Origin of the sequence: Microbacterium hanjuni (assembly GCF_043556395.1) — a bacterium.
In the GTDB taxonomy this organism is placed as follows: Bacteria; Actinomycetota; Actinomycetes; order Actinomycetales; family Microbacteriaceae; genus Microbacterium.
The window spans coordinates 681,426-698,071 of the sequence record NZ_JBIGIK010000001.1 but is presented as its reverse complement, the minus strand read 5'-3'; the positions used below and the strand labels follow the sequence as shown (position 1 = coordinate 698,071).

Sequence of the window (16,646 nt, the reverse complement as noted above, 5' to 3'; positions counted from 1 at the left end):
GCTCCCGGGTCACTCGATCTCTTCGCTGCCGGGGCGCGCGGTGCAGACGCTGCCGGTCGGGGCGAGTTGCACGGCCAGCATCGAGGAGATCGCCCTGAGCGTGTCGGCGCTACCGACCACGTCGTAGTCGATGTAGACCTCGACCGCGGGGGTACGGCCGAACGTCGTGAAGGTGTAGTACTTCGGTGCTTCCGACTCGTCCACGAGCCAGTCGACCCCGTCGACGCTCTGGCAGGTGAGCTCGCTGGGCCCGGGCACCCGCACGCCGCACGTCAGCAGCACCGATGCGGGATCACCCCAGGCCGCCGTCGCCTGCGCGTCGGTCCACCGGCGTGCCTGGCCGGCGATCGTGTCGGGGAGGCGCACCGAGACGGCGGCGCACGCGGGGTCGTCGGCCGCGGGGCCGGGCTGCATCGCCACCGTTCCCGCGCAGGCGGAGAGCGACAGGATCGCGGCGAGGACGGTACCCGCGGCGAGGAGGCGGCGCGGGAGGATCACCCTTCCAGGCTAACCCGCTCCGCGGGTCGGCGATGCGGCCGCGATAGCGTGGAGCGGTGGGCGAACAGACGATCGGCGAACTGAGCGAGGGACAGATCCTCCGGCGCATCCTCGACCGCCTCCCGGCGTCGTCGGCGCTCGTCGGCCCGGGCGATGACGCCGCCGTCCTGGCAGCTCCCGACGGTCGCGTCGTCGCGACCACGGACACGCTCGTTCACGGACCCGACTTCCGCCTCGCCTGGTCGAGTCCGTTCGACCTCGGCTGGAAGTCAGCGGCCGTCAACCTGGCCGACGTCGCGGCGATGGGCGCCCGCCCGACGGCCCTGCTGGTGGCTCTCGCGATGCCGGACGACACGCCCGTCTCGTTCGTCGACGGCCTGGCCGACGGACTGGCCGCGGCGTGCGCCGAGCTCGCCCCCGGCTGCGCGGTCGAGGGCGGGGACCTGACCGTGTCGGACACCCTCACGATCGCCGTCACGGCGCTCGGCTCGCTCGACGGTCGTGCTCCCGTGCGACGTTCCGGCGCGCACCCCGGCGACACCGTCGCGGTCCTGGGCGATCTGGGCGTCGCCGCGCTGGGGCTCGAGGTGCTCTTCCACCGATTCGTCGACGCGGACGGCGTACCCCGCGCCGTGTCGCCCGCCGAGCTGGGGGCGCTGGCGCCCGCAGAAGCACGCGCGCTCGAGCGGCAACGCGCGCCGCGCCCACCGGTGGCGGCGGGCGCTCTCGCCGCGGACGGCGGCGCGACCGCCATGATGGACGTCTCGGACGGCCTCGCTCTCGATGCGCGGCGCCTCGCCGACGCGTCGGGAGTGACGCTCGACCTCGACGCCTCCACCCTGGGGCCCGACCCCGCCCGCGCGCTCGGGGGAGGAGAGGACCACGCGCTCCTGGCGACGTTCCCGACCGGGGCGCCGCTTCCCGCAGGATTCCGTGCGATCGGGACCGTGCGCGAGCGCGGCGCCGACCCGCTCACCGTCGACGGAGCGCCGTTCGCCGGATCGGGCGGGTGGGACCCCTATCGCGACTGGGACACGGGTCGGGGCTGACCCCACCACATCGCGGTGTCGCCGTAGACGCGGTGTCGAAGGGGCGCGAGGTGGGCCGCTTCCCACTCCGGTGCCGCCGACCGTTTCGCCCGCTCGACGACGACCGTCGCGTCGGGGGAGAGCCGGGGCGCGAGGGCGAGGAGCGTCTCGGTGAGTTCGGCGTCGGGGAGGTCGTAGGGCGGATCGAGGAAGACGAGGTCGAACGCGCCGACGCCCGCACCGCGAAGAAAGGTGTTGACGGCGGCGCGGTGGGTGCGCAACGGCGTGGCGAAGCCCCCGGCCTTGGTCACACGGTCGGCGTTGCGACGGATGAGGGTGACGGCGGGCGCGGAGTGCTCGATGAGGTCGACGGATGCTGCGCCCCGGCTCGCAGCTTCCAACCCCAGCGCTCCCGACCCGGCGAAGAGGTCGGCGACCCGCGCGCCCGCCAGCAGGTCTGCGGACTCGAGGGCGCCGAAGAGCGACTCCCGCACGCGGTCGCTCGTGGGGCGCGTACCCGCGGACGGGACGTCGAGCGTGGTTCCCCCGGCCGAGCCGGCGATGATGCGCGTCACCGTCCCACCCTACAAACCCGGTGTCGACGATCCTGCCTAGACTTCTCCCATGCCCGGCTTCACCCTCTCGACGCGCCTCGAAAGCGCCCTGGGAGGCAAGACGGCGGCCGCTTTCGATCGGGCGTTCGGGCTGAAGACGGTCGGGGAGCTGCTGAACCACTACCCCCGCCGCTACGCGCGTCGAGGCGAGCTGACCCCGATCGCCTCGCTGCCGCTGGGTGAACCCGTCACGATCGTGGCCGAGGTGGTGCGGGCGGGCGAGCGTCGTATGCAGAACCGCAAGGGCTCGCTGCTCGAGGTCGTCATCACCGACGGCGACGGTCACCTCAGCCTCACCTTCTTCAATCAGGCCTGGCGTCTCAAGGAGCTGTACCCCGGCCGGCGGGGGATCTTCTCCGGCAAGGTGGGGGAGTACCGCGGCGCCACCCAGCTGGCGCACCCCGACTATCAGCTCTTCGAAGACGTCGAGGAGGCACGGATGAGCGCGGAGGCCAACGCGCACCTGCCGATCCCCATCTACCCGGCCACCAGCACCGTGCCGAGTCATCTCGTGCAGCAGGCGATCAAGCTCGTCCTCGACGGTCTCGACGACATCGATGATCCCCTTCCCGCCGAGTTGCGTGAGCGCCACGGGCTTCTCGATGCGCGCACGGCGCTCGAGCGCGTCCATCGGCCGGACTTCGATGACCAGGTCGGCCCGGCCGTCGCGACCCTGCGGATGCACGAGGCCCTGGTCCTGCAGTCGGCGCTCCTGCAACAGCGCCAGTTCGTGCGCGCGATGTCCGCGACCAAGCGTCCGGCGACGGCGGAGGGCCTCCTCGCCACTTTCGACGCGGGTCTGCCCTTCGCGCGCACCCCCGACCAAGTGACGGTGGGCGACGCGGTCGCAGCAGACCTGGTGGGCGACTGGCCGATGAACCGCCTCGTGCAGGGCGAGGTCGGGTCGGGGAAGACCCTCGTCGCGCTGCGGGCGATGCTCCAGGTCGCGGAGTCCGGCGGTCAGTCGGCCCTCATCGCCCCCACCGAGGTGCTCGCCGCCCAGCACGTCCGCTCGATCGCGAAGATGCTGGGTCCGGTGCTCGCCCCCGAGCTGATGCCGACACTACTCACCGGGCAGCTTCCCGCAGCGGAGCGTCGGAAGGCGGCGCTGCGTGCAGCATCCGGTCAATCGCGCATCGTGGTGGGCACGCACGCGCTTCTGAGCGCCTCGACGACCTTTGCCGACCTGGGCCTCGTCGTGGTGGACGAGCAGCACCGATTCGGTGTCGAGCAACGCGAGGCCCTGCGGGCCAAGGGCACGACGCCGCACACGCTCGTGCTGACAGCCACTCCTATTCCCCGAACCGTGGCGATGACCGTGTTCGGCGACCTCGATGTGTCGACCATCCGCACGATGCCCGTCGGGCGCGCGGGGATCGAGACCTTCGTCGCCCCCCTGGCCGAGAAGCCCGGGTGGTTCGCGCGGGTGTGGGACCGGGTCGCGGAAGAGGTCGCCGCCGGCCGGCAGGCGTTCGTCGTCTGTCCGGCGATCGACGCCGAGGCCGCGCAGAAGGACGACACGGCCGACGAGCCGGTGCCGGCCGGTGAGGGCACGGCCGCGCGCACTCGCTGGGGTGTGGTGCAGGTCGCCGAGGTACTCTCCCGGTTGCCGGCGTACGAGTCGCTGCGGGTCGAGATGCTGCACGGCAAGATGCCCTCGGACGAGAAGGACCGCATTATGCAGGCCTTCTCGCGCGGCGAGATCGACGTGCTCGTGGCCACGACCGTGGTCGAGGTCGGCGTCGACGTGCCCAACGCGTCCGCGATGGTGATCCTGGAGGCCGATCGCTTCGGCGTGTCGCAGCTGCATCAGCTGCGCGGCCGGGTCGGCCGCGGCAGCGTGCCCGGGATCTGCCTGCTCGTGACCGAGGCGTCGCCAGGCACCTCGGCGCGCGCCCGCGTCGACGCGGTCGCGCGCACGCTCGACGGTTTCGAACTCGCCGAGGTCGACCTCGAGCTGCGCGGCGAGGGCGACGTGCTCGGCGACGTGCAGTCGGGTGCGCGGTCATCGCTGCGGCTCCTGCGGGTGGTCACCGACGCCGACGTCATCACGGAGGCGCGCGCCGCCGCCGAACGCGTCTTCGCCGACGACCCGACGTTGACGCAGCATCCCGCCCTCGCCGCTGCGATCGAGCGGCGCGTCGGCGCGTTCGAGCGCGCCGCCCTCGCGCGCTCCTGACGCGCCCTCGCTCGATAGGCTGGCGGCATGGACCCCAGGATCGCCGTCGTACCGGGATCGTTCGACCCGCCCACGCTCGGGCATCTCGACGTCATCCGGCGGGCTGCGACCCTGTTCGACCAGGTGCACGTGCTCGTCGTCCACAACCCCGGCAAAGAGGCCCTGCTCCCCATCGCGCAGCGGCAGGCCCTGCTGGAACAGTCGATCGTGGAGGCGGGGATCGAGGGCGACGTCATCGTCGCGGCCTGGAGCGTCGGACTGCTCGTGGACTACGCCGTCGACGTCGGCGCGGGAGTGCTCGTGAAAGGCATCCGCTCGCAGGTGGACGTGTCGTACGAGTCGCCCATGGCGATCGTCAACCGTCACCTCGCGCATGTCGAGACGGTGTTCCTGCTTCCCGATCCCGCGCACGCGCTCGTCTCCAGCTCCCTGGTGCGCCAGGTGGCGGCGCTCGGCGGCGACGTGTCGCCCTTCGTGCCGCCCGCGGTGGCGCGGTTCCTCGACACCGGCGCGACCCGCCACTGAGCCACCGCGCTGCAGCGGCGGTAAGCTCTCTCCCTGTGAGAAGCCGCCGCCCAGGACCCTTCGCGTTCCCCGTTCGCGACATCGTTCGCCGACCGGGGGAGATGCGCGAGTTCACCCTCGACATCCCCGCCCCCGAGAAATGGGGCGAGGGCCTCGTCTCGATCGCGAAGGACGAACCGCTCGAGATCGATATCCGGCTCGAGTCCGTTCACGAGGGGATCCTCGCCACCGCGACGGTCGACACGCGCTACACGGGAGTGTGCGGACGCTGCCTGACCGATATCGAAGCGCCCGTCGAAGTCGAGTTTCAGGAGCTTTTCACGTATCCTGGAGAAGAAGCGGCTGACTTCGAGGTGCAAGACGATCATGTGGACCTTGAAAGTCACGTCAGAGACGCGATTGTTCTCTCGCTTCCGTTTCAGCCGGTGTGTCAGCCGGATTGCCTCGGGCTCGACCCGGACACCGGCAACCGTTTGACCGCGAGCACCGACGATAGCGAGCGGACGCCCCTCGATTCCCGATGGGCTGCGCTCCAGCAATTCACCCCAGACCCCGACGACGAAGCACAGCTTCGCGGCGTCGAGAACACAGAGAAGAGCTAGTCATGGCAGGTAACCCCCCGAAGCGGAAGGTCTCCCGCTCGAACACCCGCTCGCGCCGCGCGCAGTGGAAGGCAGCGCCCATCACGCTGACCACCACGGTTGAGAACGGCAAGACCGTCTACAGCCGTCCCCACCAGGCCAAGGTCGTCACCGACTCGCAGGGCACCGAGCTGTTCCTCGAGTACAAGGGCCGCAAGGTCGCTGACGTCTGACGTCCGCGGCAGGCGCCGTGACCGACGTTCTTCCTGAGCGCCAAGCGCTCATCGACGAGCTCGGGGTCGATATCGACCCCGAGCTCCTCTCGCTTGCCCTGACGCATCGCTCGTACGCGTACGAGCACGGCCACATCCCGCACAACGAACGCCTCGAGTTCCTCGGCGATTCGGTGCTGGGTCAGGCCGTGACGGTGCGGCTGTTCACGGGTCACCCCGATCTCGACGAGGGTTCGCTCGCGAAGCGGCGCGCCAGCGTCGTGTCGACCGTCGCCCTCGCCGAGGTCGCCCGCGGCATCGGCCTCGGTGACCACGTGCTCCTCGGCCGAGGCGAGGTGCTGACCGGCGGTCGCGACAAGGATTCGATCCTCGCCGACACGATGGAAGCCGTCTTCGGCGCCACCTACCTCTCCGCCGGTCCGGAAGCTGCGACCGGCCTCGTGCTGCGCCTCGTGGAGCCGCTCCTGGCCGACCCCGAACGCTATGGCGCGGCCATGGATCCCAAAACGAGCCTCCAGGAGCTCGCCGCTCAGGAAGGGCTCGCGGCGCCCAGCTACGAGGTGGCCGCGAGCGGTCCCGACCACGACCGCCGCTTCACCGCGACCGTCCGGGTCGGGGCGATCACCACGCACGGGGACGGCACGAGCAAGAAGCAGGCCGAAATGGCGGCGGCCCTCGCGGCGTGGCGCGGCCTGGGCGGTCGTGCCTGAACTCCCCGAGGTCGAGGTCGTGCGAGCGGGCCTCGAACCGGCGGTGACCGGCGCGCTCATCACGGGCGTCGAGGTGCACGATGAGCGTGCGCTGACCCGCCATCGCGACACCGGCGCCTCCTTCGAAGCAGCACTCGTCGGACGCAGGGTGGATGCTGCGGTGCGTCGCGGCAAGTTCCTGTGGCTCCCGCTCGCCCCGGCCGCCGAGACCGGTCAGGCGATCATCGCCCACCTGGGCATGAGCGGCCAGCTCTTGCTGCGCGCGCCCGGGTCACCCGCGGAGCGGCACGAGCGGGTGCGCATCGAACTGCAGCATCCCGTGCACGGTGAGATCTCGGTGGTCTTCGCCGACCAGCGCACCTTCGGATCGCTCGCCGTCGACCTCCTCGAGCCGACTGCCGACGGGGCCGCGGGCGGACGCGGAAGCGAGCTCGCCGCCACCCCGCGCCAGGTGGCCCACATCGCGAGGGATCCGCTCGATCCGGCCTTCCGCGACGACGCCTTCCGCCGGGTGCTCGCGCGCAAGGGGTCGGGAATCAAGCGCGTGCTGCTCGATCAGACCGTGGTCAGCGGTGTCGGCAACATCTACGCCGATGAGGCGTTGTGGGCCGCGCGCCTGCATCCCGACATCCCCGCGCGCGACCTGTCGACGCGCGCCGTCAACCGGCTGCTCGCTGAAGCGCGTACGGTGCTCGACAAAGCGCTGGCGGAGGGTGGCACGAGCTTCGACGCCCAGTACGTGAACGTCAACGGCCAGGCGGGATACTTCGCCCACTCCCTCAACGCCTACGGGCGCACCGGGCAACCGTGCGCCCGCTGCGGTACCCCGATCATGCGTGTCTCGTTCACGAATCGCTCGAGCCACTACTGCCCGCGCTGCCAACGCCTCCCGCGCTGATCACGGCGCGAGAACCTTCTTCCACGCCCCCTCGTACGAGTCGGGCACGAAGCCGATCGTCTCGTTGATGTCGAGCATCGGGCGGTTCTCCTCCGCGTTGTCCGTGCGCACCCGCGGTGAAGCGGGCGCGATCTCGCGCCACGAAACGAGGGCGGCCGTCTTCACCAGCATCCCGAGTCGGTGCCCGCGGTGATCCGCGAGCACCAGCGTGTCGTGCTGGGCGGTGACACGCGTGCGATCGCTGCCGATGATGAGCTCGTTGAACGCCACCAGCTCGCCGGAGTCGAGGTGCTGAGCGGCCGTCACCAGCACCAGGCGACCGGCGTCGACGAAGGTGGCGTCGTGACGCGCGACGCGCGCGGCGTCCCACACCTCCTCGTCGTACTCCATCCCCGCCGCCGGAGCGTCGGTGATCATGCGCGACTTCATCCACCCGTAGCCGTCGACGAACTCCGGCGGCGTCGGCAGCTGCCACTGCACGACGCGATACCCGGCGGCGGCGGTGGTCGCCTGCTCCAGGAGCTCGGGAACGCGGGGCGGGGCCGGGATCAGTTCCAGCACGCTGTGGCGCATCACCTGCTCGAGGTGGTGGCCGTGGCGCAGCAGGAAACGGGCGGCATGGTCGACCGGGATGCTGCCGAAACCGGTCGGCGGCACGAGTCGATCGCCGGCGGCGGCGGGGTGCTCGACCCACGTCTGCAGAACGGTGCGTTCGTGCTCGCGAGCGACGCGTTCGACGAGTTCCATCGCCGCTGACCCGATGCCGCGGCTCCAGACGGAGCGCAGGAGTTCGACGGTCCAGTAGGCGACCCGGGAGCCGGGCTCCTGGGGGACGTCCAGGCCGATGAACCCGACGACGTCGGATCCGAGCAGGGCGAGCCAGAGGAACCGCAGCTCCATGGGGTCGGGGGCGAAGGTCGGCAGGATCTCGGCCGCGGTCAAGCTGTGGTCGTCGTGACCGGAGATCTCGGCGCGGATGAGGTTGCGCACGCGCGTCATTTCGACGAAGTCGGCCGCATCCGGCGCGTCGAGCGCGGCCGGGATCTCGAGGAGGCGGAACTCCAGGTCGGTGGGGGCGGTGATCACGGGGGTGTCCTCTCGGAGGATGGGCGAGGATCTCCCCGGAGCCGCTCGCGGCGGAACGGCTCCGGGGAGATCACAGGGAGTGGGGACGCGTGAAAGCGGCCCAGGCTTGTTCGTGCTCCCGGTTCTGGAGCGAGGCTGCCTGCTCGAGCGCACGGGCGTGGTCGGCGTGCAGGCGCACGCGACGCATCCGTCGAGCGCTCCGCAGCAGCAGCCAGAGGCCCAGACGCAGGGAGAGTCGGTCGAACAGCGACACCCGGGCGCCGGGTTCGACGACCTTGCGGAGGATCTCTTCTTCGGTTCGGCCCCGAGAACGTACGGGGAGGGACAGGTCGTTCATGGTGATGCCTTTCGGCGCAGTATCGCGTGCCGCCGGAGGGGCGGCGAGGAAGCGGAAGCAGCCTCCAGAGGAGGAGCTTCGGGAAGCCGGTTGGGGTCGGAGGTCCGAGGCCCGCACGGGCGCGGCACGAAGCCGGGGAAATGCCGGGCGCGGTCAGGCGGCGGCGGGGGTGGCGGAGAAGGAGCGGGTCACCGCAGCTCGGGCGGAAAACGCAGTTTCGGCAACAGCGGGCTGAATGTTCATGGTGACCTCCTCTCGACTTCGTTCGCGATCACTGACGCTAGCGGACGGGCGCTGACGGCGTCAAGCACTTTCCCAGTTTGGCTCGCACCCCGGGCGTGTCCGCACGGCTCCGGGGTTCTCCGGCCCGCCGTCGGGGCGCGAGAGCGGCGGTCCGGTACCGTGATGCGTTGACCACCGGGCCGGAAGGCGAAGCCATGCATCTGAAGAGCGTCACGCTCAAGGGCTTCAAGTCGTTCGCCCAGCCGACCACCTTCGCCCTCGAACCCGGGGTGACGTGCATCGTCGGTCCGAACGGCTCGGGCAAATCGAACGTCGTCGACGCGCTCGCCTGGGTGATGGGGGAGCAGGGGGCAAAGACCCTCCGCGGCGGCAAGATGGAGGACGTCATCTTCGCGGGTACCTCGACCCGCGGGCCGCTCGGTCGTGCGGAGGTGCAGCTCACGATCGACAACAGCGACGGTGCGCTGCCGATCGACTACTCCGAGGTCACGATCAGCCGCACGCTCTTCCGCACCGGTTCGAGCGAGTACGCCATCAACGGCGAGACCGCTCGCCTCCTCGACGTGCAGGAGCTGCTGAGCGACTCGGGGCTCGGGCGCGAGATGCACGTGATCATCGGTCAGGGACGTCTCGACAGCGTGCTTCAGGCCAGCGCCGAGGACCGGCGGGGGTTCATCGAGGAGGCTGCGGGCATCCTCAAACACCGTCGCCGCAAAGAGAAGACCCTGCGCAAGCTCGAAGCGATGGAGGCCAACCTCACGCGCCTGAGCGATCTCGCGGGGGAGTTGCGGCGCCAGCTCAAACCCCTCGGCCGGCAGGCGGAGATCGCCCGGGAAGCAGCATCCATCGCCGCCGTCGTCCGCGACGCGAAAGCCCGGCTGTACGCCGACGAGTTGGTGGGGATGCGTCGCGAACTCGCCGAGCACGCCCGCACCGAGCAGGAGCGTCATTCCGAGCGGCTCGTGCTGCAGGATCAGGCGAGCACGATCCACGCGAAGGTCGAGCGGCTGGAGGGTCAGCAGCGGTCCGAGGCCGTCGATGCCGCCCGCGGGGTGTCGTTCGCGCTCGAACAGGTGCAGGAACGTCTCCGCGGGCTGTATTCGCTCGCTGGCCAGCGCCTCTCGCTGCTGTCCTCCGATGACGCCGACCCGAGCGCTTACGCGACGACCGTCTCGCCGGCCGCGATCGACGAGGTGCGCGCAGAGATCGACGAGTTGTCCGCGGGCCTCGGGGACGCTCAGGATGCTGCCGCAGCGGCCGGTCGCACCGTGACGCGCGCGCGCGCCGAGCTCGATGCGCTCGACACCGACATCGCCGCTCAGAGCGCCCTGGTGTCCGAGCACGACATGCGCCTGACGGCCTTGCGCGGATCGGCCGAGGCGGCAGCTTCCGCGCTGGCCGCGGTGCGAGCGGCCGTCGATCGCCAACAGCGGGCGCTCGACGCGGCCACCGCGCGGCGGAGTGAGGCCGCCGCGACCCTCGCCGAACTCGAACCGGTCGCCCTCACCGGGGATTCCGCCGCGGAGTACGCCGGAGCGTACGAGCGTGCGCAACGCGAGGCCGTCGACGCCGAGGCGCAGGTCGAGGCCCTGCGCGAGCGGTTGCACGCCGCCGAGCGCGAGGTCGAATCGCTCACGGCCCAGACCACCGCCCTGGGCCGAGCGCTCGACGTCCGTAATGCTGCGGCGGAACTCGTCGGACAGGACGGTTCCGGTGCTCGTGGGCTGGTGTCCGACAGCGTCAAGGTGACCGCCGGTTTCGAAGCGGCGATCGCTGCGGCACTCGGACCGCTCGCGGAGGGGTTGTTGGTCGCCACCCGAGCCGATGCCGTCGCGGCGGCGTCGGTCGCCCGCTCGTCCGACCTCGGCGTCGTCGACATCGCGATCGCCGACGCGTCGTCGTCGCGCACCCCTGAGCCCACCCCGCCCGGGTTGACCGCCGCGCGCGACGTCGTCACCGCCCCCGCCGGCGTGCTCGGCATCCTCGCCGACGTGTTCATCGCCGACGACCTCGAAGCCGCAAGCGGTGCCCTCGAGGGCGGGGCACGACCGGTCGTCATCGTCACCCGAGCGGGGGAGGTGGCGACCGCCTTCACGATCCGCGCCGGCTCCGGTGCCGGGCGGTCACGCCTCGAGCTCGCCGCCGAACGCGACGCCGCCGCCGAACGACTCGCCGAGATCGGTGTCGTCGCCGACTCGCTCCGCGAGGGCCTCGCCGACGCGACGGGCACCCACCAGCGTGCCCGTCAGCGCACGCGCGAGACGCTGTCCGCACTGCGCGAGCACGACGCGGCGCTCGCCTCGCACGCCGAACGTGTGAACCGCGCGACAGTGCGCCACGAGGCTGCTGTGGCGGAGTGCGACCGGCTCGAGGCCGGCCTCGGCCAGGCGCAAGCGGCGGTCACCGAAGCGGAGGATGCGGCTCGCGTCGCCGAGAAGACGCTGGCCTCGGCCCTCGAGGCGCCGCGTCCGATCCTCGATGCCTCGTCCCGCGAGGGGATGCTGGCCGACCTCGACACGGCGCGCGACGCCGAGATGCGCGCGCGTCTCGAGGTGGAGACGTTGCGCGAACGGATGCGAGCGGGTGAGGCGCGCATCGTGCAGCTCGAACGTCAACGCGAGCGCGAGCGCGCGGCAGCGGAAGAGGCGGCCCGGCGCGCGGTGATCCGTCGGGCGCAGCGCGAGATCGCGGCTTCCGTGGCTGCGGCGCTCCCGCCCCTGCTCGATTCCGTCGATCGCTCGGTCAGTCAGGCGCGGGTGGAGCTCGCCGCGGCGGAGTCAGCCCGCACCGCCGTCACCGCGGAGCTCGCTCAGGCCCGCGCCCAGGAAGCGGCGATCCGCGACCGGCTCGCCGGGGTGACCGAGAGCGTGCACGGCCTCGAGATGCGCATCCACGAGAAGCGGCTGCACGCGAACAGCCTCCTGGAGCGGGTGCAGTCCGAGCTGGGCCTGAGCGAAGAGATACTCGTCGCGGAGTACGGCCCCGACCAGGCCGTCCCCAACGACGCGGTTACGCACGACGCCGATGCGGAGGCAGCATCCGTCCCGTTCGATCGCGCTCAGCAGCGTCGCCGACTGCAGGACGCCGAGCGCAAGCTCGCGACACTCGGGCGGGTCAATCCCCTCGCCCTCGAGGAGTTCGCGGCGCTCGAACAGCGCCACGCCTTCCTCACCGAGCAGCTCACCGACCTCACCCAGACGCGCACCGATCTGCTGACGATCATCGACGAGCTGGACGAGCGGATGCAGTCGATCTTCCTGGCCGCCTTCGAGGACATGCGGGTGGCCTTCGGCGAGATCTTCCCGATCCTGTTCCCCGGTGGCACCGGCAGCGTGTCGCTCACCGATCCCGACTCGCCGCTGACCACCGGCATCGAGGTGTCGGTGCGACCAGCCGGCAAGAAGATCGAACGACTGTCGCTGCTGTCGGGCGGGGAGCGCTCGCTCGCGGCCGTCGCGTTCCTCGTGGCGATCTTCACCGCCCGGCCGAGCCCGTTCTACATCCTGGACGAGGTCGAGGCGGCGCTCGACGACGCGAACCTCGGCCGCCTGCTGGGGGTCTTCGAACGCCTGCGCGAGAACAGCCAGCTGATCGTGATCACCCACCAGAAGCGCACGATGGAGATCGCCGACGCCCTCTACGGCGTCTCGATGCGCCAGGACGGCGTCTCGGCCGTCGTCGGCCAACGGGTGGGCGACCGCGTCGCCCGGTGACCGGCGCCCTACCGTCTTTCCGGCCCGATGACCAGCGGCGCGGCCGGACGGACGCGCGCGGCTACGGTTGCCGAATGTCTTCGTCTCGGGTGCCTCTCGCTCTGTCCTTCCTCGCCGCACTGACCGTCGCCGTCACCGCGTGCTCGCCGGCAGCTCTTCCCGACGAGGCGGCCGAGCCGTCGGAGCAGCCCACGAGCTCCCCGTCGATCGAGGCCACGACCGAGGCGGACGCCGAGGCCGGCGTACCGGCCGACCTCACCTTCGCCGCAGGTGCCGACCTCGATCCGTCGGTCGGCGGCCAATGGGGCGACGCGATGATCGCCGACGCCGACTTCGCCGTCGCGCAGGCCGACAACGGCGAGGGCGGCTGGTCGTACACCCACCTGGCCACCCAGTGCGAGGTGGCCTTCTGGCAGGGCGACGTCAGCAACCTCGCGGTAGCGGGGGATGACGCCGCGCTGTCGGACTCCGTGCTCGCCGCCTGGTTCCAGGCGACCGCGGCCGAGATCACGCCGTACGCGCTCGACGAGCAGCTGCCGCTCAACCTGGGCGGCGCCGGAACCTTCGACGTTCGCACCGTCGGGGGCGAGAGCAGCGAGACCGGCGAGAACTACGTGGTCTCCGCTCGCGGTTTCGGCGCGTTCCAGGGCGGGTATGTCGTCAGCGTCACGTGCCCGCAGGGCCAGGATGCTGTGGCCCTCCGCGACGAGTTGCGCGACGACTACCTGTCGTTGGTACTCGCGCCGCTCTGACCGACGGCGGCGGGGGCCGTGCATCGCCGTAGGCTGGAGGCATGGCGGAGAATTCCTGGTCGCTCGGTCGCGCACTGCGCGGCATGTTCGTCAAGCCCACGATCGATGAGACCACCTGGGAAGACCTCGAGACCGCCCTGCTGACGGCCGACTTCGGCCCCGACGTCACCGAGCGCATCATCGGCGAGCTCCAGGCGAAGGTCGAGCGCTATCGCACGACCGACCCGAAGGACCTGCAGCGGATGCTGCGCGAGACCCTCGAGGAGCACTTCGCCAAATTCGACACGACCCTCCGACTGACCGAGCGGCCCGCGGTGGTGCTCGTCGTCGGGGTGAACGGTGTCGGCAAGACCACCACGATCGGCAAGTTCGCGAAGTTCCTCGGCCGCTACGGTCGCTCGGTGGTGGTCGGTGCCGCCGACACCTTCCGCGCCGCCGCCGTCGACCAGCTCGCGACGTGGGCCGAACGCGGCGGCGCCACGATCGTGCGACCGCAGCAGGAGGGGCAGGATCCCGCTTCGGTCGCCTTTCAGACCGTGACCTACGCGAAGGACACCGGCACGGAGATCGTGCTCATCGACACCGCCGGACGCCTGCACACCAAGGGCGGCCTGATGGACGAACTCGGCAAGATCAAGCGCGTCATCGAGAAGCAGGCGCCGATCAGCGAGGTGCTGCTCGTGCTCGACGCCACGACCGGGCAGAACGGACTCCGTCAAGCGCAGGCGTTCCTCGACAGCGCGGGTGTCACAGGCCTCGTCATCACGAAGCTCGACGGTTCCGCCCGCGGGGGGTTCGTGCTCGCCGTACAGGAGCTCACCGGCATCCCGGTGAAGCTGCTGGGCCAGGGCGAAGGAATCGGCGACCTCACCGGTTTCACCCCTCACGTCTTCGCATCGTCGTTGGTCGACTGATGGCGCGCGGAGCGGCGACTACCGTGCACGACACGAGACTGGTTTCATAGGGCCATGGCCATCGAACACGACTTCTTCGGACTCCTCGAGTCGGGTCCGGACGGTTCGATCTTCTGGTCGGAGAACGTGGAATTCGGCGATCAGACGGTCACCGTCGATCTCACCGCGCCCGATCAGGATGATGTCTCGCAGGACGCGCTCGATGCCGCGGCGGGCATGGTCTCCTCGATCGAGGGCATCGACCGCACCGCGCGCGACGCGATGGTGGCGGAACTCGACGATCGCACCAGCGAGGTGATCGAGTACATCCTCCAGCAGCAGCAGGGCCTCGGCGAAGAACTCGACGACCTGCTCGTGGATGTCTCCGGTGACACCCAGATCGACGTGATCCGCTCGCTCCAGCTCATGAGCATGACGATTCTCGCCGACGAACACGGCGGCAGCGACCCCTTCGCCGTCCTGGAGTACGCCCTCGACCCGGAGGCGACCGACGACGTCCTCCTGGTCAATCTCGCCTCCGACGGCACCGTGCAGTCGGTCACCAGCGCCGACTGACTTTCACCCCGCGCTCCGCGCGGTGAGGCGCGGTGACGCATGCCCGCGCGCTGCCCGCGAGCGGGTCAGACGGCCTGGGCGAAGCCCTCGTCGGCCGAGGCGATGTCGCGGGCCAGGTGCGCGAGATGCGGCGGGATGCTGCGCCCCATCGACATCATCGACTGTGCCCACAGGCGCCCCGCCCGGTAGGAGGAGCGAACGAGGGGCCCGGCCAGCACGCCGAGGAAGCCGATCCGCTCGGCCTCTTCCTTGAAGGCCACGAACTCATCGGGCTTGACCCAGCGCGCGACGGGGAGGTGGCGCGGTGAGGGACGCAGGTACTGCGTGATCGTGATGATGTCGGTTCCGGCGTCGCGCAGGTCCTGCAGCGCCTGCACGACCTCTTCGGGTTCTTCGCCCATGCCGAGGATGAGGTTCGACTTGGTGATCAGGCCCGCGGCGCGCGCCTGGGTCAGCACGTCGAGCGAGCGTTCGTAGCGGAATGCCGGACGGATGCGCTTGAAGATGCGCGGCACCGTCTCGACGTTGTGCGCGAACACCTCGGGACGGGCGTCGAAGACCTCGCCCAGTAGCCGGGGGTTGCCGGAGAAGTCGGTCGCGAGGATCTCGACTCCGGTACCGGGGTTGTCGGCGTGGATGCGCCGAACCGTCTCGGCGTGCAGCCACGCGCCCTCGTCGGGGAGATCATCGCGCGCGACACCGGTGACGGTCGCGTAGCGCAACTGCATCCGGCTCACGCTCTCGGCGACGCGACGCGGCTCGTCCCGGTCGTAGTCGGCCGGCTTGCCGGTGTCGATCTGGCAGAAGTCGCAACGGCGCGTGCACTGGGAGCCGCCGATGAGGAAGGTCGCCTCGCGGTCCTCCCAGCACTCGAAGATGTTCGGGCACCCCGCTTCTTGGCAGACGGTGTGCAGGTCCTCGGTCTTCACCAGCTGCTGCAGCGCGGTGTACTCGGGGCCCATGCGGGCCTTCGTCTTGATCCATTCCGGCTTGCGTTCGATCGGGGTCTGAGCGTTGCGCACCTCGAGGCGCAGCATCCGCCGACCGTCGGGAGCTGCGGCGCTCATGCCGCCACCCCCGCGTACTCGGCCTGGAAGGCCTCGAGCACGGTGCCGACGATGTCGGCGGGGGAGACGTCGGAGCCCACCACCTCGCTGACCGTGGTGACTCCCGCATCGGTGATCCCGCAGGGGACGATCCGTTGGAAGGGGGCCAGGGTGTTGTCGCAATTGACGGCGAATCCGTGCATCGTGACGCCTTTCTCGACCCGCACACCGATGGCGGCGACTTTGTCGGTGGACAGGGGGCGGTGCACCCAGACGCCGCTGCGTCCTTCGACGCGCACGCCGTCGACGCCGTGGGCGGCGAGGGCGTCGATGAGCACACGCTCGAGTCGGCGCACGTGGGCGACGACGTCGAGGGGCTCGGCCAGCCGCACGATCGGGTAGCCGACCAGCTGCCCCGGGCCGTGCCAGGTGATCTTGCCGCCGCGGTCGACGTCGATGACGGGCGTGCCGTCATCGGGACGCTCGTGGGCCTCGGTGCGCGTGCCGGCGGTGTACACGGGTTCGTGCTCCAGCAGCACGAGCGTGTCCGCTCGCTCGTGGGCGACGACCTCCGAGTGGATGCTTCGCTGCAGGCGCCAGCCGTCGACGTAGGGCACGTAGCGCGGGGCGAGACCCGCGTCGACGATCTCGAGCATGCGACGCTCCTCGGGGTTGTTGGATGCAGTCTAACAACCTGCGGTACGGGTTGTCCCGTCGGCCGACCCCCTTACGCT

Annotated in this window: 17 protein-coding genes; 11 read left to right on the top strand and 6 right to left on the bottom strand. The window is 70.7% G+C overall.

The genetic code is table 11. From position 1 onward, the window contains the following. Nucleotides 1-9: 9 nt before the first annotated feature. Nucleotides 10-498 carry a DUF3515 family protein gene (locus tag ACFXP5_RS03580; protein ID WP_394526999.1) on the bottom strand — a complete coding sequence of 163 codons (489 nt, stop codon included), beginning with the start codon at nucleotides 496-498 and terminating at the stop codon, nucleotides 10-12. Nucleotides 499-554: 56 nt separating this feature from the next. Between ACFXP5_RS03580 and thiL the strand changes: the two genes are divergently transcribed. Continuing rightward, nucleotides 555-1,547 (top strand): thiamine-phosphate kinase, encoded by a 993-nt coding sequence (thiL, locus tag ACFXP5_RS03575; RefSeq protein ID WP_394543528.1) that lies wholly within the window; start codon nucleotides 555-557, stop codon nucleotides 1,545-1,547. Here thiL and rsmD read toward each other — a convergent pair. Then, nucleotides 1,517-2,101, bottom strand: a complete 585-nt coding sequence (gene rsmD / locus ACFXP5_RS03570) for a 16S rRNA (guanine(966)-N(2))-methyltransferase RsmD (RefSeq protein ID WP_394543527.1) — start codon at nucleotides 2,099-2,101, stop codon at nucleotides 1,517-1,519. The two genes, thiL and rsmD, sit on opposite strands and share 31 nt — an antisense overlap. A 49-nt stretch (nucleotides 2,102-2,150) precedes the next feature. Here rsmD and ACFXP5_RS03565 point away from each other — a divergent pair, with 49 nt between their 5' ends. The 6 genes from ACFXP5_RS03565 (at nucleotide 2,151) to mutM (ending at nucleotide 7,266) form a co-directional block, all read left to right on the top strand. After that, nucleotides 2,151-4,319 (top strand): ATP-dependent DNA helicase RecG, encoded by a 2,169-nt coding sequence (locus ACFXP5_RS03565; protein ID WP_394526993.1) that lies wholly within the window; start codon nucleotides 2,151-2,153, stop codon nucleotides 4,317-4,319. Between the two features lie 27 nt (nucleotides 4,320-4,346). After that, nucleotides 4,347-4,844: a pantetheine-phosphate adenylyltransferase gene (gene coaD / locus ACFXP5_RS03560; protein ID WP_394526992.1), complete on the top strand. Its 498-nt coding sequence runs from the start codon at nucleotides 4,347-4,349 to the stop codon at nucleotides 4,842-4,844. 101 nt (nucleotides 4,845-4,945) lie between these two features. Beyond that, nucleotides 4,946-5,446 carry a YceD family protein gene (locus tag ACFXP5_RS03555; protein ID WP_394526990.1) on the top strand — a complete coding sequence of 167 codons (501 nt, stop codon included), beginning with the start codon at nucleotides 4,946-4,948 and terminating at the stop codon, nucleotides 5,444-5,446. A 2-nt stretch (nucleotides 5,447-5,448) separates the two neighbouring features. Continuing rightward, a complete protein-coding gene (gene rpmF, locus ACFXP5_RS03550; RefSeq protein ID WP_055965500.1) occupies nucleotides 5,449-5,658 on the top strand; it encodes a 50S ribosomal protein L32 in 210 nt (69 codons plus the stop codon). A gap of 17 nt (nucleotides 5,659-5,675) precedes the next feature. Then, complete coding sequence (rnc, locus tag ACFXP5_RS03545) at nucleotides 5,676-6,368, top strand: ribonuclease III (protein WP_394526989.1); 693 nt, start codon at nucleotides 5,676-5,678, stop codon at nucleotides 6,366-6,368. Next, nucleotides 6,361-7,266: a bifunctional DNA-formamidopyrimidine glycosylase/DNA-(apurinic or apyrimidinic site) lyase gene (gene mutM, locus ACFXP5_RS03540; protein WP_394543526.1), complete on the top strand. Its 906-nt coding sequence runs from the start codon at nucleotides 6,361-6,363 to the stop codon at nucleotides 7,264-7,266. Before rnc ends, mutM begins: the two co-directional genes overlap by 8 nt. On the opposite strand, the gene ACFXP5_RS03535 is transcribed toward mutM, so the two are convergent. Together ACFXP5_RS03535 and ACFXP5_RS03530 are read right to left on the bottom strand one after the other, a co-directional pair. Next, nucleotides 7,267-8,352, bottom strand: a complete 1,086-nt coding sequence (locus tag ACFXP5_RS03535) for a GNAT family N-acetyltransferase (protein ID WP_394543525.1) — start codon at nucleotides 8,350-8,352, stop codon at nucleotides 7,267-7,269. It abuts the gene before it with no gap. Between the two features lie 70 nt (nucleotides 8,353-8,422). Continuing rightward, nucleotides 8,423-8,689 (bottom strand): hypothetical protein, encoded by a 267-nt coding sequence (locus tag ACFXP5_RS03530; RefSeq protein WP_394543524.1) that lies wholly within the window; start codon nucleotides 8,687-8,689, stop codon nucleotides 8,423-8,425. 437 nt (nucleotides 8,690-9,126) lie between these two features. Here ACFXP5_RS03530 and smc point away from each other — a divergent pair, with 437 nt between their 5' ends. The 4 genes from smc (at nucleotide 9,127) to ACFXP5_RS03510 (ending at nucleotide 14,866) form a co-directional block, all read left to right on the top strand. Further along, on the top strand, nucleotides 9,127-12,645 hold the full coding sequence (smc, locus tag ACFXP5_RS03525) for a chromosome segregation protein SMC (protein WP_394543523.1): 3,519 nt from the start codon (nucleotides 9,127-9,129) through the stop codon (nucleotides 12,643-12,645). A gap of 74 nt (nucleotides 12,646-12,719) precedes the next feature. Next, a complete protein-coding gene (locus ACFXP5_RS03520; protein WP_394526981.1) occupies nucleotides 12,720-13,397 on the top strand; it encodes a hypothetical protein in 678 nt (225 codons plus the stop codon). A gap of 41 nt (nucleotides 13,398-13,438) precedes the next feature. Then, a complete protein-coding gene (ftsY, locus tag ACFXP5_RS03515) occupies nucleotides 13,439-14,311 on the top strand; it encodes a signal recognition particle-docking protein FtsY (protein WP_394543522.1) in 873 nt (290 codons plus the stop codon). 54 nt (nucleotides 14,312-14,365) lie between these two features. After that, on the top strand, nucleotides 14,366-14,866 hold the full coding sequence (locus ACFXP5_RS03510; RefSeq protein WP_394526978.1) for a DUF2004 domain-containing protein: 501 nt from the start codon (nucleotides 14,366-14,368) through the stop codon (nucleotides 14,864-14,866). Nucleotides 14,867-14,931: 65 nt separating this feature from the next. On the opposite strand, the gene lipA is transcribed toward ACFXP5_RS03510, so the two are convergent. Next, nucleotides 14,932-15,933: a lipoyl synthase gene (gene lipA, locus ACFXP5_RS03505; RefSeq protein ID WP_394543521.1), complete on the bottom strand. Its 1,002-nt coding sequence runs from the start codon at nucleotides 15,931-15,933 to the stop codon at nucleotides 14,932-14,934. After that, nucleotides 15,930-16,568 (bottom strand): lipoyl(octanoyl) transferase LipB, encoded by a 639-nt coding sequence (gene lipB / locus ACFXP5_RS03500; protein WP_394543520.1) that lies wholly within the window; start codon nucleotides 16,566-16,568, stop codon nucleotides 15,930-15,932. The genes lipA and lipB overlap by 4 nt, the downstream gene beginning before the upstream one ends. Nucleotides 16,569-16,646: the final 78 nt, after the last annotated feature.